The following is a 26,555-nucleotide window of genomic DNA, read 5'->3' as shown; positions in this document are numbered from 1 at the left end:
CATTCGGATAAGACACTCGGAGAGCAGCATAAATTTCTTGACAAAGAAGATAATTACAGATATTTTCGTAGTCTGGTAATGCCCTCTCGAAGTTCAGGTAAACAAAAAATTTGGTTCGCGTTCGATCATCTCGTAGAACCGTCAGAAACGGAGAAACCAAATCCGGAACGGGAGAGGTCGGCCCGTTGCTTCATTAACACTTAAGAAAGTTAATCGATTACGTTTCAGATCCTAAAATATGGAATCGTTTTACTTCTTCTCCTGACCGGAACCGGAAAAAGCTTCGCTGCCGAAGAAGAAGGAAGATGGGAAGTCGGGATCCTCGGAGGGGTTTATAAGCCGTCGCTGAGAACGCTAAACAGAATTTTAAATGAGCGCAGCTCGGCGATTCTTCAAGATCCGAATCACCAACTTCAGCCGAATGAGGAATTCACTCCGGCGGTGAGGAACCTGGAGGTTCCCTCTTTCGAGGCCGACCGGGCTTTTGGCCTTGAGCTGATGCGGGAGGTCAATCGCCGGCACGCCTTTGTGGCAACCCTGAACATTTGGGACGGGGAGACGACAGGGAACGACATCGCTCCGCAGATCACAACGGCAACGGCGACCACGTTTGATCAGGTGCCGCGGACGAGCCGATATAACGTCTCGATCACGAATCTCTGGTTAGGTTGGCGTTATCATATCCCGATCGTGGAGGAAAAGAGCCGGGTTTATCTCGATATCGGCTTGATCGGTCTTGCATACGGCCAGATGACGATCGATACGTTGTTGCGGGTGACCGACCCCGCTGCCGAGCCCTTCCCGGTGGCCAGCTCACTGGAAGCGGAGGGGTGGGGATTCACAAGCCGATGGGGATTCGGCGGCACCTATTTTTTGAAAAATTGGATTGCAATTTCATTCCGAACCAGCTATATAGTAGGGAAGATTTCCAGGCTGAAAATCAGGCGATTCTTCCCCTCGGGATTCTCGGCCGATCCTCCATTGGAGTCACAGACGGGATGCCAACCCGGCGAGCCTGATCTTCAGCCCCGCCCCCAAGAGGGAGAGGTCGTTACATATGGAGAGGTCCAACGGGGAGGGGTTCCAACATGTGAAATCCGATCCGATGTGAGACACCTGCCGCTCGAATTGGACGGCGTGGAAGGAATGATCGGAATTCATTTTTATTTTTGATGATTTTAAATAGCCCATCATTATATAATCGAATGGGCGGATCGAGTACCAGGGAGATTTCCAACGGGAATCGTAACCACGAAGACGGTGGGTTGCAAAGCGAATCAGCACCTGATCGGGTAACACACTCGTAATTGCTTCCATCGACGCAACGACGATTCATCCTTTGCTCAGAGCAAACCTCTCGAAAGGGAGGGACGCAGAGCAACGAGGCTAAAGCTGAAAAGCCATGCCTGTCGAGCCGCCAAAGGGAATTTCTATGGCGGCTTTTTTTATCTGCGGTAATTTTATGAGACGAAGCGGTCTATTCAGGTGGTTATCCCGGCAGGCATTGATCGTCCTTTTCGCAGGATTTTGGATGATGGGCCTTTTGTTTTCCCCCTGGGAAGTCGCGGCCCAAAACACGGCCACTTTTACCATTACTTCGACCAACACCAACCTTCTCAATAATCCGGTTCTCGGCTGCGCCGCCTGCGCTTCCATCCCGAATCATGATCCAAGCACCGTTTTTCCTGACACCTCGACCCCTCTATTTCAAGGAGATCCCAGGGCTGCCGAACTTCCAAGTATTATTGCAAACGCGCTCCCTCCAAACAATCAATTCGGCGTCGGGATTCCTGCAGGCGACAGCGGGACCCCGCTTTTTCATTCGACCCCGTTCGATCTCACAGAAAGCAACATGACCCTTTCGGCCGAAAACGAAATGTCTTCCCTTCCGATGCCCAACGGCCGGAGCAATACCTTTACCTCCCGGATCAGCCAAACCGTCGGGCCAACGCCCGGTACCTCGGAAATCGGAGGCCAACAGTTTTCAATTCTTTTCTCAATCAATTCATTAACCGACCCGGACGGCAACCTCATCGGAAGCGCGACCGGAACATTCACCCAAGAAATCGACGGCGTCGTCACACAGGGAACGGTTCAATTCGACAGCGTAAACGGATTCAGCGGAACGAATTTGCACCAGTAGTCGGAGAGTTCATACGGCTTCTCCGGTCCATCATGGATCGGAGAGGGCTGCCGGGAAATGAGGCAGCAAAAGCAACACCTAAAGGAACATCAATAAGGAGGGTGTATGAGAATCAGACAACTTATGACGCTCGGGACGCTGGGGGTTTTCCTCCTGGCCGGAGTGGCATTTGGTCAGAACATCCAGACCAACACCACCAGCACCACGCTCGGGTCGACGCAGTTCGGCTTTGCCATTACATCGGCACAGCTCGGGACAGTGATGCAATCGGTCACGGCCCCTACCTGCGGAGCCCGGACGGCTGGAGTGATGGACTGTACCTTGGACAACTACGTCAAGGCAGTTGGGATGCCCGGTTCTTTTACCGGAAATCCCAACAAAATCGTTTGGGCCGATGCCGATTTCGGCTGCGGACTTCTCTGCGGCACTGAAGGAGGTTCAGACCCGCAAACCGCGCCTGATTTTGGCGGGGTAGCGGGGGAAACCAATACTCTCACCGGTCTTATCACCTCAAACATCGACCTGGGTTTGGGAACCGCCGCAACCGATCCGTTCCATGCGGCGGGACATATCACCTTTACCCTCGACCCGGATACCATGACCGCGTCGATCGATCAGCAGGTCGTTCAAAACATCAACAATGCGGCCGGTCTCACAATCACGTTCACTGAGACCGATGTCGCTCCGACATTCACCGCGTCGGCCGATCCGGACCAATTTGCCTTTGACGGTCCGGTCAACATGGTCGCAGGGATGCAACTAACGCAAACCGGCGACAGTGGAATCCCTACAGCCACACCGTTTGCATTGGATGTAACGGTGGATTTCCCGTATGCCCAGTCCTGGAATGCCTTCCCGGCTCCGGGCACGTCTCCGTTCACCGGGAGCAATTTCCCGACGGAGAGAGCCTTCCAGACACCGGGGTTGAACATTTCACCAACCAACCCCGACGAGTTCCCGGTATTTTTCTAACAAACACCTCTTCTCCTGGGGGGACCATCCCCCAGGAGAAGATCCTCTTGGAGAGGTTGCTATGGACGGCAGGTGATTATGAAACAAAGAGACTCTTTTTTTTGAATGCAAATTAATTTTTTACTATCTTCCCGCTCTTTCCGGTTCGGACCCGAAAAATTCTTACCCTCCTACAGAGGATTCCTTTCGATTCTCTGCTCTGCTTTTCTTCTTTTTTTCTATCTGATCAATCATTCAAGCGCACTGGCCGCTTCCCCCGAACTAAAGAAACGATTCGACAAAGGGGTCGCCTTGTTTCAACAAGGAAAAATAAATGAGGCCGAAACGGAATTTTTGGAGATCCTTCGAGAAGATCCCACGTTGGTTCTTCCCCACGAATACCTTGGACTGGTCTATGTTCAATCAAACCGATTGGAAGAAGCAAAAACAGCTTTCGAGGCGGTGATCCAAAAGGCATCGACCTACCCTGGAGGATATTTCGGCCTCGGTCTCGTTTACAGAAATCAGGGAAAGATCGAACAGGCTGAGGAGCTTTTCAGAAAAACGGTTACGTTATCTCCCGCGCATATCTCCGCCTGGCTCCACCTCGGCCAAATCTTGGAGAGACAAAGGAAGATGGATGAAGCCGTCGCGGCTTATCAGAAAGTCATTGAGCACGGCCCGGCGGCATCCTTGGAAGCGCGTGAGGCCGAACAGCACCTGAAAGAGCTGGGGGACACCCCGGAGATCGCAAGGCAGGTTCAGACGTGGGTCGCTCAAGCGGAAGCCCGGCTCAATGAGGGGAATGCCAAGGAGGCCTGGGCTCTTTATCAGAAAGCGGCTGAACTTCTTCCAAAGAGCCTCTCGATTCGACTCTTTATGGGGAGCCTGGCTTCTCAACTTGGAAATCCAACCAAGGCGGAAGAGGTCTATCGGGAAGCGATTCAGATCGATTCCACCGCCCTTCAGCCCCATCTCTCCCTGGCGAAACTCTACGACCAGATCGGAAAAACCGATGAAGCGATCAAAGAGTATGAAGCCCTCCTTCTCTTAAATCACGACGAGACCCTCCCGGAAATTCGATCCGCTAAGGAGGCACTTTTTCTCCTGCTGGACCGGAAAGAAATCCAGGAACTGACCCAAAGGGGGGAATTTCTGACACAAGAAGGAAAATGGGGGGAGGCCCTTCAATACTTTCAGGCGGCTGCGGCGATCGATCCCGGGCTTCCGGTCGTCCATCACAATCTGGCGCGGTTCTACGACAAGACCAATCGGCCCGATCTGGTCGTTCAAGCGGTGAATGAGGCCCTCCTTCTGGAGCCGGACTCCCGCACTCTCCATCTCCTCCTTGGAAAAGCCCTCCGCGCAGAGCGCGCCTTCAAGGATTCTTTGGCCGCCTACATCAAGACCCTTTCCCTTTCCCCAAATGGCCAGGAAGGCCTCTTCTACCTGGAAGCCCAGGCCGGACTCCTCCAAACGGAATTTGAGATGCTCAAGGCCCCCATTGAGGCGGCCCCACCTTATCGGGACGGGCTCCAGAAGAAAGCGAGCGGAGAGCTGGACGAAGCCCAGATTTCGCTGGAGCAGGCATCGCGCCTCTCGCCGGGAAGTCCTCTGATTCACCATGCTCTCGGAGAGGTTTACGAGAAAAAGGGGGAAAGAGAAAAAACGATCGCCGCCTTTGAAGCGGCCGTCGAACTCCACCCCGGCCTCTATCCGGCTTGGCGGGCGCTCTCCCGGCTTTACGCTCAAGAAGGACGTCACGCAAAAGCGCTCGATGCCCTCGATCGGCTTCTCAGCCTCTCTGATCCAGGCTTAACGTCGATCGGAACCTCGCGCGAGGAAATCCAAAAAGAAAAGGGAGCCACTCAACAGAAAATGGAAGAAGCCCGCGCGAAAACGCGCGCCCTCTTTAATCAAGCACAAGAGGCCCTCGCCAAGGGGGAGAACGAAAATGCGATCTCTCTTTTCGAAGCCGCGTCTAACGAAGAGAAAGACAACCTCTCGATCCTCTACTCCCTCGGGATCGTTTATGCGATAGAGGGTAAGTTGCCCGAGGCGACCGGCGTTTTCATGAAGATTCTCGACGCCGATCCGCTCCATTTGGGCGCCCTTCTTCGGCTCGGTTTCATCGAAGAAACGAGAGGGATGCTGCCGGCCGCCGCCCAGACCTATCGACGCCTCCTGCTACAGAAAGAGCGAGGCGACGCGCCGGAATACAAAGAAGCGTCGGCCCGGCTTGCCGCCGTTACCGAAAATCTCAAACGGCTGAGAGAGGCCGAGCGCCATGAGAAGCGGGGGCTTGCGGTTTTAAACAGCCTCTCCGAAATCGCTTCCAAGAGCGGGACGGCCCAGCCGGCTGCCGATGTCGAAAGACCCGACCCGGCGCGGCTTCAACTGGCGCTCTGGGACTTTAAGCAAGCTGTCGCCCTTCGCCCCGACGAGGCGCGTTATCATTACAACCTCGGCCTCCTTTATGAGCATCTCAATTTCGGCGAAGGGGGACTGAATCGGGAAAATGCGGAGCGGGTGAAGAAGGAGCCGCGCCTTTTGAAAGAACCGGTCGCGGCGTATAAGGCGGCGATCGAGATCGATCGCCGCTACCTCCCTCCTTACGCCCGCCTTGGCTACCTTTATGAATGGCAAGAGGAGAACGATAAAGCCCTAACCTTCTACAAATCGCTTCTGGAGGTGGCGCCTGATCCACACCCGATGGAGGTCAAGGAGATCGAGGCAAACGTCCTGAGGCTTGAGAGGCGCTTTTTCGGAAATGTCGGATATGCCGCCGGGCTAGATAGCAACTTTAACCTCGGCCCGCCGCCCCAGGATCTCTTCCCTCCGCCGCAGGATGAGACCTTTACCAGTCTTTCGGTGAATCTGGCTTATTATTTGGTCCGGTCCCCACAATTTCAAATTCCTTTTTCCTATCAGCAGGATACGACCTTTTACTACCGCAGTTCAATCTACTTCAGCAATCATGGCCTCTCCGTGGGATTCCAACATCGGCCAAGCACCTCCTTCTCCTACGGAATGACCGGACGCTTCCAAGCCAGCTTCGCCAAAAACGGCGGTGTGGGGCTTCTCCTTTCACAGGGAACCGCCTCCATGAGCCGCTTTGGAACAATTCCCACTATTCTCTCTCTCGAATATGGATTCAGCGACTTCTATTTTCGCCACAACGCCAGGCTCGATGCTCAAGAACATCGGGGGACTTTGTCGGCAACCCAGGCTTTCGGCTGGCAGGATGAAGCCGACCTCTCCTATACCTTTAACGACCGACAGAGCCCGGGCTCTCTCGAAAATAGTTACCAAGGCCATCGCCTTCAAATCGGATACCGAAGATGGCTTCGCCCCGATCTTCAATTCCGGGGATCGGCAGCTGTTTTCTTACAAGACTTTCTCCATCCCGACGCCCTGGACCCGGAAGGCCGACTCCGACAGAACACCCTCCTCTCCTACAGCGTGGGGCTTCTTTATACCTGGAGCGAGAGCACAAATCTCTTCATCGATTATCGATGGCAGGAGAATCGGTCGAACCTCGGCCCGGCATTTGTGAGCCAAGAGGATATCCTGCTGGGAAGAAGCACCGCCTTGGGAGATTATGAAAAAAGAACGCTGACGTTGGGGGTGAACGTTGCGTTTTAGTTTCGCTCTCCTCTTTTTCATTTTTATTTTTTTAGTGACCCAAAACATGATGATCGCAAATACCTTCGCCCAAGAGACCTTCACATTCCATGGCCAGCTTAAAAACGAGACCGCCTACCGCTATGTCAACCCGGCCTCCTTTACCAAAATATATAACCTGGCCCGTCTGGAGGCGCGTTATATCCCCTCCTCATCGGTGCAGTTGACTGCATTGGTCCGAAGCTATTACGATGCGGTGTACGATTTCCAGGAGGTCGATAATGTCGTCCCGAGGAAGAATCCGCGGACCATTCTGAGTGAGGATCTTACCGCCGAGGAGATTAAAGCCCTCCGGATTGGAAACCTCCGGAAGATTGAGGTCGAGCAGAAGGAGACCGAGCTGCGGGAGTTTTATCTTGATCTTTTTTTCCCGAGGCTCGATCTGCGGATCGGAAAACAGATCGTCCGATGGGGGGTTGTGGAGGGGGCGCGGGTCACCGATGAGGTCAACCCGCTCGATTTCCAGGAGTTTATCTTGAGAGAGATTCAAGATCGATATATCCCCCTCTGGATGATCAAGGCCGATTTCTATTTCGATCCGAACACGGTGGAGATTCTCTGGATTCCCGATCTTGAGTTTCACAAACCGGCCTCGGTCGGAAGTGAATGGGAACAATTCCAGGTACTGGAAGGGCTTGAGACACCCTCTCAGAACTTGAAGAACAGCGAATGGGCGATCAAAGTAATGCGTCAGATCGGGGGATGGGATACTTCGCTGAGCTACTTCTATACCTGGGATGATTTCCCGTCGGCCTTTCGGACCGTCTTCGGTCTGGGAGAATTCGGGGTTTCTCCGGAGGTGGCCTTTAATCCGAGACATACCCGGCTTCGTATTGTAGGAACCACCTTCTCAAAGGGGATTGAATCGCTGGTCTTCAACGGCGAGGCCGCCTTTGTCCATGGAAAGATGTTCGGAACCCGATTCGGCCGCTTCAACCCGGATCCCGATTCGGACAATCCGGACGCCTTGACATTGACCCTTGGAGAGATTCAACGGGATTATTGGAAATATGCATTGAGCGTCGATTGGCGCGTCTTCGGGGCGGACCTCTCCCTGCAGGTTCAACAGCAATATATTTTGGGATACCAATCCGAAATCATTCAGGACCGGATCGATACCGTCTGGGGCCTGTTCATCCGTAAAGAGCTTTTCTACGGCCGCTTGCTTTTGGAGATGCTGACGATCTATTTTGTGAATGACCGGGAGCTCTTGATCCGTCCCAAGGCGACTTATCAATTGAACGACGCTTTCAAAATCGCCGTGGGGGCCGACATCTTCCATGGAGAGATCGGCGGCCCGCTGCCGGGCGAATTCAATTTCGTCGGATTTTTTAAAAACAATGACCGGGTCTATCTGGAATTGACTTACAGTTTTTAACAAGCAACGAGGCAACAGATGCAATATTTACTAAAGAAAATTTTTCTTCTCTTCCTTCTCCTCTCCGCCTGTTCGGCGGACCCTTTCCCCGACTGCTGTATCGATGCAGGAGAGCGGAGGGATGCCCCCTTCAGCACGACCTTTCTCGCTCAGTTCAAGACCGGCTCGAGCGACATTGTTGCGCCAAACCCAGACCAGTTCCTCCGAATCATTACGGAAGCGGATATCATGACCCTGATGAACTCCGCCGCGACCAGCCAGTTAAATCGAAACGGATTGATCGGCGGGGTGGTTCAGGGGTCGCAGGGACCGGCGCGCGAAGCGGCCATTCAGGTGACCGACGCCGAGGGAAACATCATCGGGCATGCCACCGGAACAAGCCGGAATCTCTTCTACAACAGCCTGGGACGGATTCCCGATCTGACCATCGATCAAGGGACCTCCTTGGAGGGAACCTTTACGGTGTTCAATGTCCCACCGGGGGAGACCTTCTTTCAGGTCGTTCGAGGCGGGCGGGGCAACGGCCGGATCACCTCTTTCGCCGGGGCCGTTTCCCTCGGCCGAATCGACGCTCTCCCTGTGCTTCCAGAACGGGTCGGCTTGTTGGGGGTGGCGATCGACGATCTTACCGGAGCCGGTGTCCCCGGCGCCTTGGCCGCTTTTTTTGGAAGGGAGCAGGTAGAAGAAGCCAATGGCGCCGGGCTCTTCCTGATTTCCCTCGACCAGGGCCTGCCGACCAACGGCGAATACCTCGTCCGACTCTCGGCTCCCGGCTTCCGGGAGACGACGCACCGTTTCAATACGGCCATGGGGGATGTTCTCAATCGGCAGCAGGCATTCGATCCTCTTACAGACGATAACATGCTCCTCTACTCGGAAGGGAACATCCAAGACTGGGCGCAGCGCCTCGGCGTGGAACTCCGGCCGACGACCGGTGTAATTATCGGACGGGTCACGCCCGGACAGGCGGATGTCGTGATCACGCCGACCGGCGCCGATCCCGCCTCCCTCGGGACGGTTTTCTACTTCGATTCAACGGGGAACCCCGCGAATCTCGGTAAGACGACCAATGCCTCCGCCTTCGTATTTTTTCCAGATTGCGCCCAGAACCCGGGCGGGGAGATCTTTCTCAATGCATCCGCAATCGCTTCCGATCCGCAAAATAACGATATCTTCTCCACGGGACGGGCGGTCGCCTACTGCCGGCCGGGCGAGGTTTTCCTCCAGACGATCGCGATCACACCACGGCCTGTAGGATCGACCTCGTTTACAGTCCCTATCGATGGGGAAGTGAAACCGGAGGGAGGAGGCGCTGCAGTCGCGGGAGCAACGCTGCAGATCGTTGGATTGGACGGGAGTACCAGTTCCGATGGCGAGGGGGAATTCACAATTTCACCTACCCCTTCTGGCACACCGGGTGCGATCTCCCCCCTGATGGCAAACAGCAACTACACTGTTAGGGCGCAGGGACTCACTTTCGTTCCAACATACCAACCCCTTTCAACCGGCCCGGCGGGTGGAAAGCGCGATCTGATCTTGGTGGAGGCGGCACGGATGTCCCAACTCTGTCCTCCTTCCGGCCAAGGCGCTTTGATCGGGACGGCTCGGGACCTCGGCCTGATCGATCCATCCCGAAGGGGGCGTGCAGCAGAGGGGATCACCCTGAAAGTTTTCAAAGAGAACGGGGAAGAGGCCGGTCGGGTCGTCTCTTTCGATAACCAGGGCCAGTTTATCATCTGTGATCTTCCCTTCTCTTCGGATGCTTCCAGTCTGTTTCAAATCCGCGTGACCTCCCCCGAAGACTCAGGCACCTTTCTCGTCACCGCTTACCCGGACGGCGTGACCATCGTCTCAATAGACGTCAACAAGGCGTTGCCTCGGGAGAGTTCCTTCAGGGGACAGGTGCAAACTCTCTCTGAAGCCGAAAGAGTAAATAATGCGGTCTCGGATGTACAGCTCTCGGTTCTTGGGACACAGAAACGTTTCACCAGTGACGCATCCGGCCGGTTTGATCTCCCTCTCGATAGCAACAGCCGCTTCATCGTCCGCGTCGAGAAAGAAGGATACCTCCCCTCTTATAATTATCAGGTCGAAACGTCGGCAAAAAGTCGCATCTCCCCTTCCTCTCCTCTCTGGACAATTTCGGCTGGTCAAGCCGACACACTGGCACAACAAGCCGGCCTTGCCCTTCCTTTACAAGGGGGAATATTAGCGGGGCAGGTGCTTGTGCCTGGATTCGATGAATCGGAATCATCATCCATTGATTCATTAGAGACTCCCGCAAAGGAACTTCACTTCGGTTTTTTTGATCAAGACACACATATTGACCTCTTGTCGGTATCCAGTCAGGGAAGGGCGACCCTTCTCTTCGGAAAAGGCCAAGACGGCTTTGAATCTCCGTTGTCCTCTCAATTAAAATACAGGAGTCGTCCTGAAACTCCAGGAGATCCTCCTCCCCCTCTTCAAGACCTGGCTTCCGTGCAATCCGTTGAGATTGGAGACTTCAACCGGGATGGACAAACCGATATAATTGTTTTTGGAGACAACACGCTGATCTTCTTCCCTGGGACTGGAAACCGAACCATTGGATTTGAGGAAGGAAGGGAGAATCCGACCCTCCTCTTTGATTCAGGTAGTCCCAAAGCAATGACCGTCGCAGAGTTAAATGGAGACAGCTCCCCCGACCTGGTCTTCGCGCTCAGCGGGCAGCGGCCCCTTCTCCGCTTGATCAACCAAACGGACGGTTCTTTTGTCCGGTTTGAAGCAGCAACCGGTGTAGCAGATCCCTCCGGCAGCTGCGGGAATGATCCAACCGCGATCGCCGTCCGGCAAGTCGGATTGGCCGTGATCGACATTTTGATTTCCGACGCGGCCCGCGGACTCTGTGATTTCACGTTCGACAATGCGGGATCTCCGAATGCGCCGCCGATCACGCTTACACTTCCAGCCGGTGTCTCCCCAGCCGATGTGATCGCCATTAAAACCGCTTTCCTCGATTTGGATAATATCCCCGATTTTCTTCTCCTCCACAAAACGGGAGGGGCCTTTTTCCTCGGTCTGCCGCCGGCGCAGGTGCAGGATACGCCGACAACAAATATCGCCTTTCTCCCGTCGTTTGAGCTACCGGCTGATTTTATCCCGACCCGGATGTTCTTTACAGATATCAACCGCGACAGCCGGGTGGACCTGATCCTAGGAGGGACGGGATCGACAGGGGAGGCCCGCTTCCTGATCGGCAATGGAAATGGATCGTTCGGATCGTCCAAAAGCGTTCTTTCGTCCCCCGTCTCTGATCTCGCCCTGGCCGACGCCGACGCTGATGGGAAGGAGGATTTGATCCTCTCTGAAGCAAGCAGCGGAGCGCTTCGATTATTCCGTGGGTCTGACCGTCCCCAGGCAGGCGTTCGGATTGAGGCGAGGAATGGGGCAGGTGAACAGGTCGGCGTGGCCGCGTATCCCGATTCCAATGGTCAGATCGTAGGGGCCACGGCCACCCTAGAAGAAAGCGGCCGATTCATCTTCTTCAATGTCCCGGCCGGATTAACGAATCTAAGCGTAGCGGAAGGGGGGGGAGGAAACGCGTTGGTGACCGCCTATTCAGGGGGTCTCTCCTACACCCATTTAAATATGAATCCAACCCAGCCGACGACCGTCATGGTGGACGGTCAGGTCATCAACCCGACGGCGGGAGAATTAGCCGGAATTTCGGTGGAGGGAATCGAAATCAGCTCCCTCGGAACGCCCGCAAAGGCGATGTCCGGGGCGGACGGGAGATACCAACTTCACCTCGGCGCGAATAGCGAGCATATCCTTAAACTTGATCCCTAACTGAAAAAAACGCTATACGTTAAACGTGAAAAACCAAGAGAAAGAACAACCTTCTTTATTCCCTCTATCTTTATGATTAACGAATCACTCTTAACGAATAACGAATTCCTACTTTCGAGCGACGATAAGGATCTGATTACAGAGATGGTTGAATGGGAAAAAATCTAAACGGCGGCCCAGGGAATATCCGAGTTGGGGATTGACCTTCGCAATCCGTCCCAATCCGGGAAGCATGACACCGACCTTCTTAACAATCGTCATCCCCTGAAACAATTCCCGGACCTGACGCGGCCAGATCACAAGATGATCGCGACGGAGCGCCCAAAGAAAGAGGCCGGCAAAGGGGCTGTTGAATTCGACGATAAACGTTCCTCCCGGCTTTAAGACACGGCGGACCTCTTGAAGGATCGCCTTCTGCATCTCGAAGGGGAGGATATGAAAGAAACGAATCGAAACGATCTTATCAAAGGTATTCTCTTTATAGGGAAGCTGCAGCCCATCGGCCAGATGGAACGACACATTCGCAAGTCCTTTCTCGGTTGCCTTTTCCCTGGCCCGTTCGACCATCTTCCAGGTGAGGTCGGCCCCAAAGATCGAAACGCCCTTTTCCGCCATTCCCACAGAAACCCGACCCGTCCCCGTAGCCAGGTCCAAAATACGATCTCCCTCCTTCGCCTCTAAAAGATCGAAGATGATCTGATTGGACAATTCGGCATAGAACCGGCCCGCGACATGAGAAAATCGCTTTAAATCGTAGACCTCCGCTTCCTTTGTATAGTCGGCCTGCTTGACGTTTCGATAGGTTTCCATTCCAATCTGTTCCGAAACAGTCGGATGATTCCTGGCGTGGCTATTCTTCATGCAGATCTCCCTATATATTTTAATTTGAGCAGAGGGCTCCTTGATTTAAGGCGAGTATAACATGACGGCTTGTGCCGAAGGAAGCGCTGGATTCTAAGGGGGGCTTGAAAAGCTAAAAAAAGGATAAAACGCGAATGAGGGTTTCCCGGAGGTGCTTTCGCTCGACGATCATGTCGATCATCCCATGCTCCAAAAGAAACTCAGCTCTTTGAAAACCTTCCGGAAGCTGCTGCTTGATCGTCTTTTCGATCACCCGCGGCCCGGCGAAGCCGATGAGGGATTTCGGTTCGGCAATGATGATATCTCCCAACATCGCAAAGCTGGCGGTGACGCCGCCGAAAGTCGGATCGGTGAGGATGGAAATATAGGGGACCTTCTCTTCCTGAAGACGGGCAATCGCGGCACTCGTCTTCGCCATCTGCATTAGGGAGAGAATCCCCTCCTGCATCCGGGCGCCGCCGGAAGCGGAGAAGAGAATCAGCGGGAGGTGCTTCTCCTTCGACCGTTCGATGCCGCGCGTCAACTTCTCACCGACGACGGAACCCATGCTGCCGGCCATAAAGGCGAAGTTGAGGACACCGAGCGTCACCGCGCGGTGATTGATCTCCCCGTCGCCGATCACCAGGGCATCAAGCTGTCCTGTTTTTTCTTGGTTCGCTTTCAGACGGTCTTTATATTTGGCAGAATCTTTGAAGTGGAGAGGATCCAGGGGGGCGAGAGAAGAATCGAATTCATTGAAGCTTCCCTCATCGACCACCATCGCAATCCGCTCTTCGACGGAAATGGGGAAATGATAGTCGCACTTGGGGCAGACCTTCGCGTTCCGTTCGAGCTCTTTTCGGTAAATGATCTCGCGACAGTTGTTGCATTTGACCCAGAGCCCTTCCGGGATTTTGATCTTTTTCGTTTCTCCGGGCTGCCGTTCTTTTTTAAACCAAGCCATAGTTCATTATTCTAACAGAATTCAGAAAAAAAGGAGCCAGAAACCAGAAGGTGTGCACCTTATTTACCCTGGATTCTGGCCCCTGAATTCCAAACTTCCATGACCTAATTTATTTAGGTCCCCATTTCCCAGGAGGCGAGATACTTTTCCTGCTCTTTGGTCAGCTTATCGATCTTAACCCCCATCCCCTCCAGCTTGAGGCGCGCAATTTCCGCGTCGATCTTCGGCGGCACGGGGTAGACCTTCTTCTCAAGGTTCTTGTGCTGTTGAACAAGATACTCTGCGGAGAGGGCCTGGTTGGCAAAGCTCATATCCATCACGCTTGAAGGATGTCCTTCAGCCGAAGCAAGATTGATCAGGCGCCCTTCGCCGAGGAGATTGACTTTCCGTCCGTCCGAGAGGGTATACTCATCGACAAACTCCCGGATGGTCCGCTTCCGCTTGGAGAGTTTCTCGAGGGCAGGAATGTCGATCTCGACATTGAAGTGGCCCGAATTGCAGACGATCGCACCATCCTTCATCACCTCAAAATGCTCTTTCCGGATGACCTTGATATCGCCGGTGACGGTGATGAAGAAGTCGCCGATCTTGGCCGCTTCCGACATCGGCATCACCCGATAGCCGTCCATCACCGCTTCAATCGCCTTTAATGGATCGATCTCGGTGACGATGACATTTCCCCCCATTCCGGCCGCCCGCATCGCGATCCCACGGCCGCACCAGCCGTAGCCGACGACGACCACCACCGATCCGGCGACCATCCGATTGGTGGCGCGCAGAACGCCGTCCATCGTGCTCTGGCCGGTCCCATAACGGTTGTCGAAGAAATGCTTGGTGCTGGCGTCATTGACAGAGATCACCGGGAATTTCAAAACCCCCTTCTGAGCCATGCTTCGAAGGCGAATGACGCCGGTGGTTGTCTCCTCGGTCCCCCCGATGAGATTCGGGATCAATTGCTTCTGCTCGGAGAGAATGGTCGAGACCAAATCGGCCCCGTCATCCATCGTGATCATCGGCTTATGCGCCAAGGCCGATTGAATATGCTTATAATAGGTCTTGTTGTCCTCTCCCTTGATTGCAAAGGTCGCTATCTGATAATGATCGACCAGCGTCGCGGCGACATCATCCTGGGTCGAAAGCGGATTGGAGGCGCACAGGACCACATCGGCGCCCCCCGCTTTGAGAGTATCCATCAAATTCGCCGTCTCGGTGGTGACATGAAGACAGGCCGAGATGCGCACCCCCGCCAGCGGCTTTTCCTTCTTAAATCGCTTTTTAATCAGGCGAAGCACCGGCATGCTCTGCTCGGCCCATTCCATCCGAAGTTTTCCCTTTTCACTCAGCTTGATATCTTTAATATCGTAGTCCATTCCTTCTCCATCACATGCTAGAGGTTGACTTTTTGAACGTGCCCGACTCTCTCGCCGTCGATCGATGACGCGAGGCGCAGGATCGATCTTGGTTTGGCTTCAGGCCGCTCTTTATCTATGTTTATTTTTTAAACAGAATTGATCTTTATTCCAGCCGACGACCGTGCTGAACCGGACGGCCAAGCGATCGATTAAAGCCCGGCAGCTTTTCTAATCGCATCGGCCAAGTCCGTTTTCTCCCAGGTGAAGTCAGGATCATTCCGTCCAAAATGGCCGTAAGCGGCGGTCTTCTTATAAATGGCTCTCCGGAGTTTCAGATGTTCAATGATCCCCCGAGGGGTCATGGGGAAATGATCCCGGACCAGCTTCACCAGCTTATCCTGGGGGACCTTTCCCGTCTGCTTGGTATCGACCAGGATGGAAACCGGATCGGCCACACCGATCGCATACGCAAGCTGGACTTCGCAACGCTCCGCAATGCCGGCGGCTACCAGGTTTTTTGCAATATAACGAGCCATGTAAGAGGCCGATCGATCGACTTTGGAAGGATCTTTTCCGGAGAAAGCCCCTCCGCCATGACTGCCGACGCCGCCGTAGGTATCAACAATAATCTTTCTTCCGGTCAGCCCGGTATCCCCTTGCGGCCCCCCGACCACAAAGCGTCCGGTTGGGTTGATATGATAGATGATGCTCTCATCATCGAGGAGCTCGGGCGGAATAACCGGCTTGATGACCTTATCAATCACATCTTCCCGAAGCTCTTTTAAAGTAATATCGGGGCTATGCTGTGTCGAGACGACGATTGTCGTCACCCGGGTCGGCTTTCCATCTCGATATTCCACGGTCACCTGAGATTTCCCGTCCGGCCGAAGATAAGGAAGAATATCTCCCTTCCGCATCTCTGTGAGTCGCTTCGTAATTTTATGGGCAAGGAGAATCGGAGTCGGCATTAATTCCGGCGTCTCATTCGTTGCATAGCCGAACATAAGCCCCTGGTCTCCGGCGCCTCCCGTATCGACCCCCATCGCAATGTCCGGGGACTGACTGTGGATGGAAGTGATCACCGCGCATGTTTCATAATCAAACCCGTATTTGGCCCGGGTGTATCCAACCTGCTTGATCGTTTCCCGGACGATATCGGGAATTTCGACATAGCAGGAGGTGGTAATCTCCCCCGCCACAAACGCAAGGCCGGTGGTTACAATCGCTTCGCAGGCGACGCGACATGTTGGGTCCTGTCCGATAATGGCATCCAAAACTGCGTCGGAAATCTGATCGGCAATCTTATCAGGATGGCCCTCCGTGACCGATTCCGAAGTAAATAAAAAATTTAAACGACTCATCACGTTCCTCCTTCTATTGAGGCCTGAGTTTCTTGGCCTCAACGATCATTTTACTCGCGTCTTACCCAAGCCCATATCACGTTGGTGACGGGTTTCAAAATTGTTTGATTATAACTCGAACAAAAACAGGAAATCAAAGGATTTCTGTTACATTCAGAAGGATAATTTCATCTTTATGTTAAAGAAAAAGGGTGGATACAATCTTTCCGTATCCACCCTTTTTCTAATGCATGACCTGTTTCAGTTAGGCGTTCTCTATTTTCTTTTTACGCGCTGCATAGAGAACCAGCCCCTCCAACAGAACAACCACACCTGCTACGATTGGAGGAATAACGTAAACCTTACCGGGAACGGGCGGCTCCAACATGAAGTAGTAATAGGTCGAAAGAGCCATTTTTCCGTCAACCTCGCCGGCATCCCCATCCCAAGCGAAGAAAACCACCGGGATGTTCTGGCCCATTTCAAGCTGAGCATCGTGTTCCGGATCCTCTGTCTTGAGAGCTCGTTTCATCACCAGCTGCCAACGGCCGTTGCTCCATTTGGCGTTTTCGACCTTGAGGTTTTTGTTGGCCTCTTTTACCGCTATCTTCTCAAGTCCGTGGCCGGTTAATTCCTTTGTAGAACCGTCGGACTCCCATTTCCAGATGTCGGTTCCCCGCTTCGCATCGCCGTGGATAAAATACGGCTTCTCCGGCGGCGGAAGTTGCTGCCATTTCTCCGCAAACTGGATTGCGATCCCATCGTTATAAACCCCCTTGGACTCGGGGTTTACATCCTTCAAGGGACCCCGTTGATCGTCGTTTTCATGGGTCAGATTGGTCGTGTTAATCGCGGGAAAAGCATCCGAAGAGATCCGCTTCGCATCGTAGACCGCCTCTTTGTTCTCGTCCCGATGGCTCTCGGTCCGATCATTCCACTCCAAGAAAATGGCGATCTCCTTGTCGTTGAAGAGAGAGCGAATCCGCACATCATCGACCGTCCGGAGGAAGTGGCGCGGAGGTTGGATGATCTGGCTCGCCATTCCGATATATTGTGGCGGAAGCTCCTTCCATCTCGGATCATTCGGATCGCTCGGCAGGTCACCCTCCGCGAGAAAGCGCGCTTTAAGAACGAATTGGATCGCCGGCTTCGCCGTTTGAGGATCGATCGGATATTTGTCGGAAAGCGACATCACGAAGTTCGCGACATGCCACCGCTCTTCCGGAGTGAGCTCGTCCGCAAAGGAGGGCATCGGCGTTCCATTCAGCCCGGTCGAGATTTCCCGGAAGATGTTTCGCGGATTGAAAGGATCACGTCGATTTCCGCGCAGGTTCCAAGGCTTGGTCAGGTCGGCCGGAAAAATCGGGAATCCCCAATCGTCCCTTTGCGTGAGGTTTCCGTTCCCTCGACCCTCAACCCCATGACATTCGACGCATTTTGCCTTTGTCATGTAGATCTCTTGTCCCAACTTGATACTTTCCTCGGAGGAAGGGATCTGTTTGCCATAATCGATTACGGTCATCTCCTCATCGGGATCATCGAATTTACGATCCTTCACTAGTTCGGCCTTGACGAATGAAACGACCTGTCGTCGCTCTTTTTCGTTCAATATCTCGCCCCAGGGGGGCATGACCGAACCGGAAAGACCATGTGTGACCGATAAAAAGAGATCCTCATCCGTCGGAAGTTCTCCGCTGGCGGTGTGCCTGATTTTAAAGGTCCCCTGATTAAAATTCCTTGGCTTGGTCGGCAGGCGAATCGCCGAGGGGCCGTCTCCCGCGCCGTCCGGTCCGTGACACCAGACACACTTTCGGAAGTAGATCGCTTTCCCCGCCTCGATCTCTTCGGCACTTGGCTTTGCCGGCTTATACTTTCCGGGCTTCGGCTCCAGGTTCTGCTGGGCTTCCGCACTTCCGACCCAGAGCGTCCCTGCGGCGGCAAGAAATACGCCGACTAAACCGGTTGCAACCGTTTTTGCAGCAAACCGGCTCATTTCTTCTTTGAGTTTTCCCCTCATGGTAGTAAGTCCCCCCTCAATTAAACCGAATTGGGAATATCCTGTTTGAACGAAACCCTCAGCTTAATCCCATGTTCTCGGGAAGAAACCGGTATGCCAGTATTCAAAGAGAATCACCTGCCACATCTCATTTGTGGTCAAATGTTTTTCCCAAGGCGGCATGGCAGAGGCCCAAGGAAACGCCTCACGCGACAATCCGGGGCCTCCCTTTGCAACACGCCAGAAGACGAAGGTCTCCTGAAGCTGGGCGATCGTGCCCGGGTCGGCAAAATTCGCCGGAATAGGATTGAATGCAAAGGCGAACGGCCCTCTTCCGTCTAGATTATCCCCATGGCAGAAAAAACATCCGGCGGTTCCGAAAAAGACCCCTCCCCCATCTCGAACACTCTGCAGAAATTTTGGAGCATCCGCAGCGAAGGGATTCTTTCCATGATAGACGCTTTCAAGACCGACCTTCAGATATTTCCCGGAGTCATCAATACGAAATGGATTTTCCGCGGTTTGAAGGTTCAGGACTTTGTCGTGAACGTTGATGCTCGCAGGAGGAGCCGGATGAACGGTTCTTAACTCGATCGGCTCGTCAAACTTAGGGAGCATCTTGTTGTATGTCCCGTAGGCAAGAAGCAAAGGAATCGCTGCAAAGGTGAAGTAGCGCGACATCTTTGCCTTTCCACTGTCCTCTTGGAGCATAAACTTGATAGGACTGGTAAACTCTTCCCAGGAAGGCTGGCTGAGCGAGACATAGAGAAAACATGCAATCGTCACAACCGCCATATAGATTGCCAGAAGTGAAAATGGGATCGGCGGCTGCAGAACAAACCGAAAGACGATATAAGCCGCAACCCAGATGATCGGCGCCTGAATGATCTTCGGCAGGGGTATTCCCATCTTATCCTTGATAATCCAGGCCAAGATGATGATCCCGATTCCGACGCCCATTTGAATCAGCAAGGCGAACTTGCCGGCGTCGATAAATCCCGCTCCTCCCCCGGCCCAGACCACCATCGGTAGGGCCAGGACTGCGAAGAGGACTTGCAATGTAAGAGAAGTTGCTCTCTGCTTTAACATAAGATACGCGCCTCCCGTCCTCATACCATTCATTAAAATTTCCCTCCTGAAACCTGCCCTGTAACAGCGGCCTGCATCGAATCCGAATTCGGATTCGATGCAGTTTCAACAGATTTCCCTTCCGATGGGGTGAGGCTCGCCTTCTTTAAAGAGCCCTCCTTCTCGTTCGGCAGCCGGTCCAGTCCGCTTTTGATCGCCGCTTCCGCATCTTGCTGCAGAAGGTAATCAACAAGTTTATCCAGTCCGGAGACAGTGAATTTATGGCGGAAGTCCTTCATCATATCATCAGCAAATCCGGGAACAATGAAGGCCGCCGGATCCATGATAGATTCAATGACATACTCCCTCGGCGTTTTCGCCTTGGCCTTCCCTTCTTTCACCGCCTTCTGATATTCAGGAGATTTAATCCGATTGGGTGCGTTCGTCTTTTCGATCAAAAGAGGCCCCACCATCCCAGCTTTAGCAACTTCAAGACCCGGGATTTTATGGCAAGCGACACAGGCCATTTTGGTGACGATCTGATCAACCGTATCGGCTTCGAGAGCGACGGGAGGTCCCGCCACCACTTTGGCCTCTCCCTCTTTCGGTCCTGCATCTTGCTTCAACGGTTTTCCAAAATAAGCTTCCCAGTCATCCTTTGCGGTGATCTTGTTCATCTCCCCCGCATCTTTTGACTGTAGGAAGCTGACAACCGCGACGATTTCAGTATCGGTTAACTGAATGGGTGGCTTATTGATGATCGGCATGGGGCTTTCCTGATCGTTCGTCCCCTTGATACCAAAGCCTTCCACCACGTAACAGTTCGGGCAGTACTCCGATTCAAGGAGATACTCTCCACCGGTAGCCGCATGAGGCTTGAGTCCGCTATTCGGCTCACCGTTTGCGAGACGCGAAGCGAAAGCTTTATATCTTTCTTCCTTGACCCGATTGCCTGAGCGCTCTTCCTCACCGATCAAAACCGGGCAACGATCCGCCTTCTGCTCCTGGAAGAACATGTGGCAGAGCGGGCACTGACCTTTTCCGATCGGAACATCCCCTTTACCGAAGCTCGGATTTTCAGTTCCGAAAACGATCTTTTTTCCCATCGTCGCCAGCATTTCCGGCGTGACGGAACCAAGGTCTACCGCTTCCGCCGCCTCAGGCGCGTCTCCTCTGATTTGCGGCAACCAATTTGCGATTCCCGCAAAGACACCCAGAACAAAGACGTACCAGATGGCTACTTTTAAGATAGTTCCCCCTGTTTCTTTTTCCTTTTTCATTCTCTTCTCTTACCCCCCACGTATTTTGGGGGGGCGAACCGAATAGGTTGCCCCCCCATTTAAGAGAATTTAATGGCTCCCCGCCGGAATTGTCGCTTTTCCGACACCCGCTGTCTCTTCTGCCGTGACATGGGCCTTCTTCGCGGAGAGGGCGCCAAGCCAGAAGACGAAGAGGAGCATCGTCCAGAATAAGAGCACATTCATTGAGTTGATGTTACCCGCATAACCCAGCGGATTGGTAAATGCCCATGGGGAATTGTCGCGCAGAACCTCATTGACATGCCAATGCAACCGGACGGAAGAGCGGAGGTAACCCATCACCGCCATTGTCCAGGTAAAGGAGACGGCGAGCAAGAAGAGCGCATAGGCTCCCCTCGGGGACATTTGGCCCCATCGAACTTCGCCAAGCTGTCTTGCGTTCTTCAGCATCATCGTATTCACGGTCACCCCGACAAACAGACAGGTCAAGGTCGTGCAGACCTGAGGGACGGAAAGACCGATCCGAACGTTGGCGGGAATGAAGTAGCCGTAGATTCCGAGAAAGACGATGTTGATCGCCGCACCTGTGAAGAGCGCACCAAGGAAGGCATTTCCCATCGCCGCCCATTTCACTGTCGGGACCTTGTTACATCGTTGATAGATACAGAAGCAGAGGACCGTCGTCGAGATCATGATGTTGATCGCGGTATTTTTAGCCGACATAACACCGTAGTTTCCGACCACCGGATGCTGCGCGCCACCCATCGCCTTCAGCTCGGCGGGGGTCATGACCAGCGTATGAGGGGTCAACCAGGCGATCGTGGAAACGATCAGGACAAGGAGCATGTACTTAAAGAACCGGTAATAGCGTTCCGCTCCCGGCATTCTCCCCATCGCCTGCCAGAGGTAGTAGTTGGTGCTCACAAACAAGATTGCGATCATCATCGCCTGCATGATGAACACCCAGGCCAGAAGACCTCCCATCAAGGTGATCCCCATCTGCTGCCGGTAGCCGTAGATTTCCCGCATCAGCCAATAACCTGCGAATGGAAGAGGAATGAGGTTCAAGATCCCCATAAACATCGCGACATAGCTCATCCAGTCGTAATACGCTTTTTCTTCCGGCGTTTTGGCGGCCAGCAGTCGATAAGATGCATAAGCGGCCACCACACCTCCGCCAAACGCGGCATTTCCAAGAATGCGATGGATGTTCAGCGGATGCCAGAGGGCGGTATGCACTGCCTTCCAGATGTCGCCCAAGAAGCGGCCTTTTTCATCGACGCCCGCCGGAGACATCATGAACGCGATCCAGGAGTTGGCGAAGAACATCAGGATGATACCGATCGTGTTGAGAAGGAAGGAGATCGAGAGGTGGACCCACTTCAGGAATCCGCCGTCATTCATTCGATCCCAACCGTAGTAGTAGATATAGAGTGTTCCGCTCTCCAGGATAAAGAGGAGGGCATACACATGCATGATCGGCTTGAAGATTTTGGACAGATAACCGAAGAACCCGGGATAGAGGGCCAGGAAGGTAAAGATGAGAATACCGCCGAGGACCGCGGTGATCGAATAAGCGGTCAAGCTGATTTTCATCATCTCATGGGCCATATCATCATATTTCTTGGCCATCGTCTTGTCTTTTTGCATCATCCCGACCAGCTCCATCACGAACACGAACATGGGGACGGCGAGAACGAAGCTACCGAAATAGAGATGCTGCTGGTTTGCAACCCAGAGAATCGTGCGGCTCTGGAAGGTGCCGTAGGTTCCGTAATCGTCGGGATATTTCAGAGTGGGGGCCGGCGGACCCGAGACGATCCCAAACTCGCCCTCTCCCTTATAAAAAACGTCCTTTGCCTTCTCAACCTTTTGTTCCGTTCCAGCAGCCGCTTCTTTTTTTGCTTCTTCGGCTCCAGCCTGAAGGGGGATAAAGGGGAGGAGGAGGAGCAAGCCTATCACACCCAGAAGGACACCTGCTCCGATCTTCGCCTTTCTAGGATCGTTAAAGCTACGCATTTTAATACCTCCTTGAGAGATGATTAAGATGTGAAACACTTGAAACTGACGGGAAGGGAAGTCCCTCGCCCGAACTTCTGAGAAAACGCAATCAAACTATTTATAAGGAAACGGAAGGTTTTGCATGGGTCCCATCATGACCCAATCAAGAAAATAGTAATAGACTGCGGCAACAATCATAAATACGAAAAAGTAACCGAGCGTTTTGCCGGTCTCCTTACTGCCTGTCTCCTGATTTGACATCTCGCAACTCCTTTTATTCAACATTAATATCGTTGTAAGACTTAATACTCCAGAGCATTACTTGGGAAGTCGCTAAATTTAGTGCCCGAACCCCGGCGGCGGAGCGGAGATATACCAAATGGCCCACGAGCAGAAGATAAGTGTAACTAAGAATATAACTTTCCCTAATTTGACGCCTTGCTGTTGATCCATTTTTCCACCCCCAAGGAATAATGACTGCTACGGTAAACCGGAAAGAAAATTGACGGGACTATATACCAAAAAATAAAGCTTGTCAACAAAAAAGTAAACATGTTCAAACTCAAAAATCTTGACTCTTTTCTGAGTCGTATGATAGTGTACTTTTCACCTACAACACGCGGGAGGCTGAATAACATGGAACCCCCTAAACGCAAAGATCCTCAAATTTTCGATATGATTGTGATCGTCGGCTTGATCTTTAACGCCCTCATCGCGATCTTTCTTGTCCTCTACTGGCTGAATCTGGTTTAGCCGTCCACACCGGACAGCCGCACCAACCTACCGGTCAGTCGACTTGGCGCACCTAAATCCCACTGTAGTATCCCTGTAATCCGGAAACATTTTCATCCGCGCGGAAGTCCGTCCTGAAACCGCGGAGTCATTCCAGGAGCCCCCTCGAAGCGTTTTCATCTCCCCTTGATCCGGACCTTTCGGGTTTCGATTGGGCGCATGCCTGTAATAGTGCTCGTCATACCAATCTTGGACCCATTCCCGCACGTTACCCGCCATGTCATAGATCCGATAAGGACTCTTGTCCTGCTCAAACGAGCCGACAATCGCCGTATAATGCGCTTGATCCTCTCCCCCCAGGAAATTCGCAAAGATCGGCTTGGGCTCACTCCCCCAGGGCCATGCAGCCGCCTCTGCGCCTTTCGAAGCTTTTTCCCATTCCGCTTCTGTGGGAAGGCGCCCCCCCTTCCATCGGCAAAATGCGCCGGCATCTTCCCAGGTAACATATACGACCGGTTGATTCTGGTCATTAAAGCTCTCAATATTTTTCAGATAACGAGAGAGGGGAGAGCGGTGTCCTGTTGCTCGAACGAATTCAGCATAATCATATTGAGTTACTTCATACTGGTTCATCTCAAAAGCATCCACATAGACGCGGCGAGGCGGTTTTTCATCAAACCCACCCTCTTCGCTTCCCATGATGAATTCCCCCGCCGGCACTAAAATCATTGGGTTTTCCTTTGGATCCCCCGAGACTTTTACACTCTGAGTAACCGCCCTCTCTTCCGGGTCCTTTGGGCTGGTAACGCGGATTGCAACAAGGGCAATAAGGCACAAAAATGAAACAAAAAGAATCCAAGCTCTAATAAAAATTTTGTCCATAGACTTCCCTGGAAATCACGGTAGCACAAACAATTGCTACGAAGCAAAGCTTTTTTTACACTCTCCTACGGAGTAAACTCATACTCAATCGTGGAGAGAAGATCGACCTTTCCGGATGCAATCATACTAAATTCTTCTTGAACGAAGATCGTCACGATATCTTCATGACGAAGCGGAACTGGAATATCCCTCTTCACCCCCGCCGTCAGATCGGTCGAATTTAAAACAAGCTCGTCATTGACAAAAACCTTCGCGATAATATTTTCCGGCAACCCCTTTTGTACTTCTTCCGTCCCCGCCGCAATCATCGACTCAGGCGCATTATGGGTGACGCGAATCGATCCTTTTATTGTTCCAGACGGGTCCGGAAGCATTACCTTTAAATCCAAAGTCACCGCGCCTTTCATCGATGCGACGGGAGCGAGAAAATCAGTCGGCATTTTATCCGTCGTTTCCAGATTTCCCTTAAACCGGATGACGCCGTTCTCTATCTCCAAACGGGCTTCCGCTTTGGCGCTCCGGTCCGCTCCGGCTTGATCGGAACTGGCGGCTTGAAGAACCTGCGGAAGAGAAGCGAAATCGGGGAGGGTCGCCTTTTCCGTTTTTTCCGCTCCACCCGAAAAGTTTTGATTCGCCGTTGCAGAGACCATTCCCAATTTGGGTTGTGGAATTACTTTCCAATCGGCCGCTTCAGCGAGCGGAGCCGTGCTCATTGCCATAAAACCGATCATGATAAGGTATTTGATCATTCCTCTCCTCACAACGATGTTGAGTTGCGTGTCCTTTTATATATAATTCTTAACCGGTTGTCCAGTCGCATCCGTCCGACGCAATCGATTAAAAATCAATGATGAGGGTGTGCACTGATTCGGAAGCGTCTTCGGAGAGGTTGAGAATATCGGAGACCGATGCTATTTTCGTTCGTCGCGAGGGAAGACCTTGATCCAGGGGCTCTTGTCAGGTTTGCCCAGTTTTTTCAGCCGCTCCGTCAATTCCGCCCCCCAGGTACCGCTCAAAAGAACCTTCGAAAGCGCAAAAACATCGAGCGACGAGACCTCTTCCCATCGCCCCGCCTCTTTGATCGCCTTCTCCAAAGCGGGCCGCCCGGGATCATTTTTTCCCGGGAAGCGGACATTTTCATATATTTTTACCCGAACCTTATGGGTCTTCGAGAAGAGAACCTCGACCCCCTTTTTCTGCGTATAGGCCAGGAGGGCCTCCTTGACCTTTTCGATCTCTCCTTTGACCCTTGCCTCCTCGATTTGGAGGGCGGCCAGGCGCTCGACCAGGAAGACCCCCTCTTCATTCATATACTCATTTTTGGGAAGCGACGCGGTCTCATAAAGATGGCGGAAGAGGGGGCAGATCGCGCGATATTCGCACCAGCTGCAGAGGGCGCTCTGTTTGACGGGAAATTCGGTGGTCGTTTCGATCTCCTCGATCAAAGCGATCGTCTCCTGCCGCAACGTTTCCAAATCGTCCGTCGTCCGCCGCGAGCGGATCTCTTGATCGAAGATGAGATAATGCCAAATCAGCTCAACCTCTTTTGTTTCGGGCCAGAGCCGTTGCACCGCCATTTGATAATAAGCGAGCTGTCGATCCTGATCGAGATCTTGCTGTGTGGGAAAGAATCCTTTTGTCTTATAGTCATGAATCCAGATCACGCCGTCCTTCGGCTGGCTCAACCGGTCGATGAATCCCTTCATCGCATATCTTCCGTCGGGATCGAGATGAAACTGGACCGGATGCTCCAGGCCGAGCGTTCGTGTCTGATCGAAGGGAGCATACCGGCGATAGTAGTCGACCAAACATTTCTCCCCCAGGGCGCGGTATTCATCCGGGGTCAGCTCATCGCGGATGATCTGAATGTCGCCGTGCCACTCTTTTTCCCAGATTTCGCGATAGTAGGCGAGGAGATCTTCCAAGGACGTTAATTTGCAAAAACGCAGATCGGTATAGAGCTTATAGAGCGCCTCGTGAACGCGGGATCCCATGAAGGCCTCGATCCCCTCCAAGGAGGAAGGGACCTGGTCGATGTAGGTAAACTTAAACTTTTGAGGACATTGGCGGTAGGTCTCTAGCCGGGATGGAGAATAGGTCACTGGCGGCCGCTCCATTTTTTATGGCGATCGGTTCC

General features: G+C 53.0%; 17 protein-coding genes and 1 riboswitch. Of the genes, 6 read left to right on the top strand and 11 right to left on the bottom strand.

The features are described from left to right. Positions 1 to 441 precede the first annotated feature (441 nt). From MCM46_13900 to MCM46_13875, 6 genes are all read left to right on the top strand, one after another. Entirely contained in the window at positions 442 to 1,173 is a 732-nt protein-coding gene (locus MCM46_13900; GenBank protein ID MCG3112906.1) for a hypothetical protein, read from the top strand. 164 nt (positions 1,174 to 1,337) lie between these two features. Continuing rightward, positions 1,338 to 1,422, top strand: a riboswitch (cyclic di-GMP riboswitch). Positions 1,423 to 1,531: 109 nt separating this feature from the next. Further along, complete coding sequence (locus MCM46_13895; GenBank protein MCG3112905.1) at positions 1,532 to 2,143, top strand: hypothetical protein; 612 nt, start codon at positions 1,532 to 1,534, stop codon at positions 2,141 to 2,143. A 105-nt stretch (positions 2,144 to 2,248) separates the two neighbouring features. Then, positions 2,249 to 3,115 carry a hypothetical protein gene (locus MCM46_13890; protein ID MCG3112904.1) on the top strand — a complete coding sequence of 289 codons (867 nt, stop codon included), beginning with the start codon at positions 2,249 to 2,251 and terminating at the stop codon, positions 3,113 to 3,115. A gap of 105 nt (positions 3,116 to 3,220) precedes the next feature. Beyond that, complete coding sequence (locus tag MCM46_13885) at positions 3,221 to 6,739, top strand: tetratricopeptide repeat protein (protein ID MCG3112903.1); 3,519 nt, start codon at positions 3,221 to 3,223, stop codon at positions 6,737 to 6,739. Continuing rightward, entirely contained in the window at positions 6,729 to 8,156 is a 1,428-nt protein-coding gene (locus tag MCM46_13880; protein ID MCG3112902.1) for a hypothetical protein, read from the top strand. Before MCM46_13885 ends, MCM46_13880 begins: the two co-directional genes overlap by 11 nt. 18 nt (positions 8,157 to 8,174) lie before the next feature. Further along, the gene (locus MCM46_13875) at positions 8,175 to 11,984 is read left to right on the top strand and encodes a VCBS repeat-containing protein (GenBank protein ID MCG3112901.1); all 3,810 of its coding nucleotides are present in this window, start codon (positions 8,175 to 8,177) and stop codon (positions 11,982 to 11,984) included. 108 nt (positions 11,985 to 12,092) lie between these two features. Here MCM46_13875 and MCM46_13870 read toward each other — a convergent pair whose 3' ends face one another. The 11 genes from MCM46_13870 to MCM46_13820 all read right to left on the bottom strand — a co-directional run bounded on the left by MCM46_13870 (position 12,093) and on the right by MCM46_13820 (position 26,520). Beyond that, positions 12,093 to 12,845: a class I SAM-dependent methyltransferase gene (locus MCM46_13870; GenBank protein MCG3112900.1), complete on the bottom strand. Its 753-nt coding sequence runs from the start codon at positions 12,843 to 12,845 to the stop codon at positions 12,093 to 12,095. A gap of 112 nt (positions 12,846 to 12,957) precedes the next feature. Continuing rightward, positions 12,958 to 13,788 carry an acetyl-CoA carboxylase, carboxyltransferase subunit beta gene (gene accD / locus MCM46_13865; GenBank protein ID MCG3112899.1) on the bottom strand — a complete coding sequence of 277 codons (831 nt, stop codon included), beginning with the start codon at positions 13,786 to 13,788 and terminating at the stop codon, positions 12,958 to 12,960. 113 nt (positions 13,789 to 13,901) lie between these two features. Next, positions 13,902 to 15,158 (bottom strand): adenosylhomocysteinase, encoded by a 1,257-nt coding sequence (ahcY, locus tag MCM46_13860; protein MCG3112898.1) that lies wholly within the window; start codon positions 15,156 to 15,158, stop codon positions 13,902 to 13,904. A gap of 191 nt (positions 15,159 to 15,349) precedes the next feature. After that, positions 15,350 to 16,501 carry a methionine adenosyltransferase gene (gene metK, locus MCM46_13855; protein MCG3112897.1) on the bottom strand — a complete coding sequence of 384 codons (1,152 nt, stop codon included), beginning with the start codon at positions 16,499 to 16,501 and terminating at the stop codon, positions 15,350 to 15,352. Between the two features lie 244 nt (positions 16,502 to 16,745). Further along, positions 16,746 to 18,497 carry a c-type cytochrome gene (locus MCM46_13850; protein MCG3112896.1) on the bottom strand — a complete coding sequence of 584 codons (1,752 nt, stop codon included), beginning with the start codon at positions 18,495 to 18,497 and terminating at the stop codon, positions 16,746 to 16,748. Between the two features lie 63 nt (positions 18,498 to 18,560). Then, positions 18,561 to 19,565, bottom strand: a complete 1,005-nt coding sequence (locus MCM46_13845; GenBank protein ID MCG3112895.1) for a cytochrome c — start codon at positions 19,563 to 19,565, stop codon at positions 18,561 to 18,563. Between the two features lie 32 nt (positions 19,566 to 19,597). After that, entirely contained in the window at positions 19,598 to 20,824 is a 1,227-nt protein-coding gene (locus MCM46_13840; protein ID MCG3112894.1) for a nitric oxide reductase, read from the bottom strand. Between the two features lie 69 nt (positions 20,825 to 20,893). Next, positions 20,894 to 22,822, bottom strand: coding sequence for a cytochrome ubiquinol oxidase subunit I (locus MCM46_13835; GenBank protein ID MCG3112893.1), 1,929 nt, complete (start codon positions 22,820 to 22,822; stop codon positions 20,894 to 20,896). Between the two features lie 762 nt (positions 22,823 to 23,584). Continuing rightward, complete coding sequence (locus tag MCM46_13830; protein ID MCG3112892.1) at positions 23,585 to 24,418, bottom strand: formylglycine-generating enzyme family protein; 834 nt, start codon at positions 24,416 to 24,418, stop codon at positions 23,585 to 23,587. Positions 24,419 to 24,483: 65 nt separating this feature from the next. Further along, entirely contained in the window at positions 24,484 to 25,167 is a 684-nt protein-coding gene (locus tag MCM46_13825) for a hypothetical protein (protein ID MCG3112891.1), read from the bottom strand. Positions 25,168 to 25,329: 162 nt separating this feature from the next. Next, positions 25,330 to 26,520 carry a PD-(D/E)XK nuclease family protein gene (locus MCM46_13820; GenBank protein ID MCG3112890.1) on the bottom strand — a complete coding sequence of 397 codons (1,191 nt, stop codon included), beginning with the start codon at positions 26,518 to 26,520 and terminating at the stop codon, positions 25,330 to 25,332. Between the last annotated feature and the right edge of the window lie 35 nt (positions 26,521 to 26,555).

It is taken from the genome of Candidatus Manganitrophus morganii (assembly GCA_021651055.1).
GTDB classification, from domain to species: domain Bacteria; phylum Nitrospirota; class Nitrospiria; order SBBL01; family Manganitrophaceae; genus Manganitrophus; species Manganitrophus morganii.
Note: the sequence above shows the minus strand (reverse complement) of the source record. Positions and strands in the feature narration are given on the sequence as shown.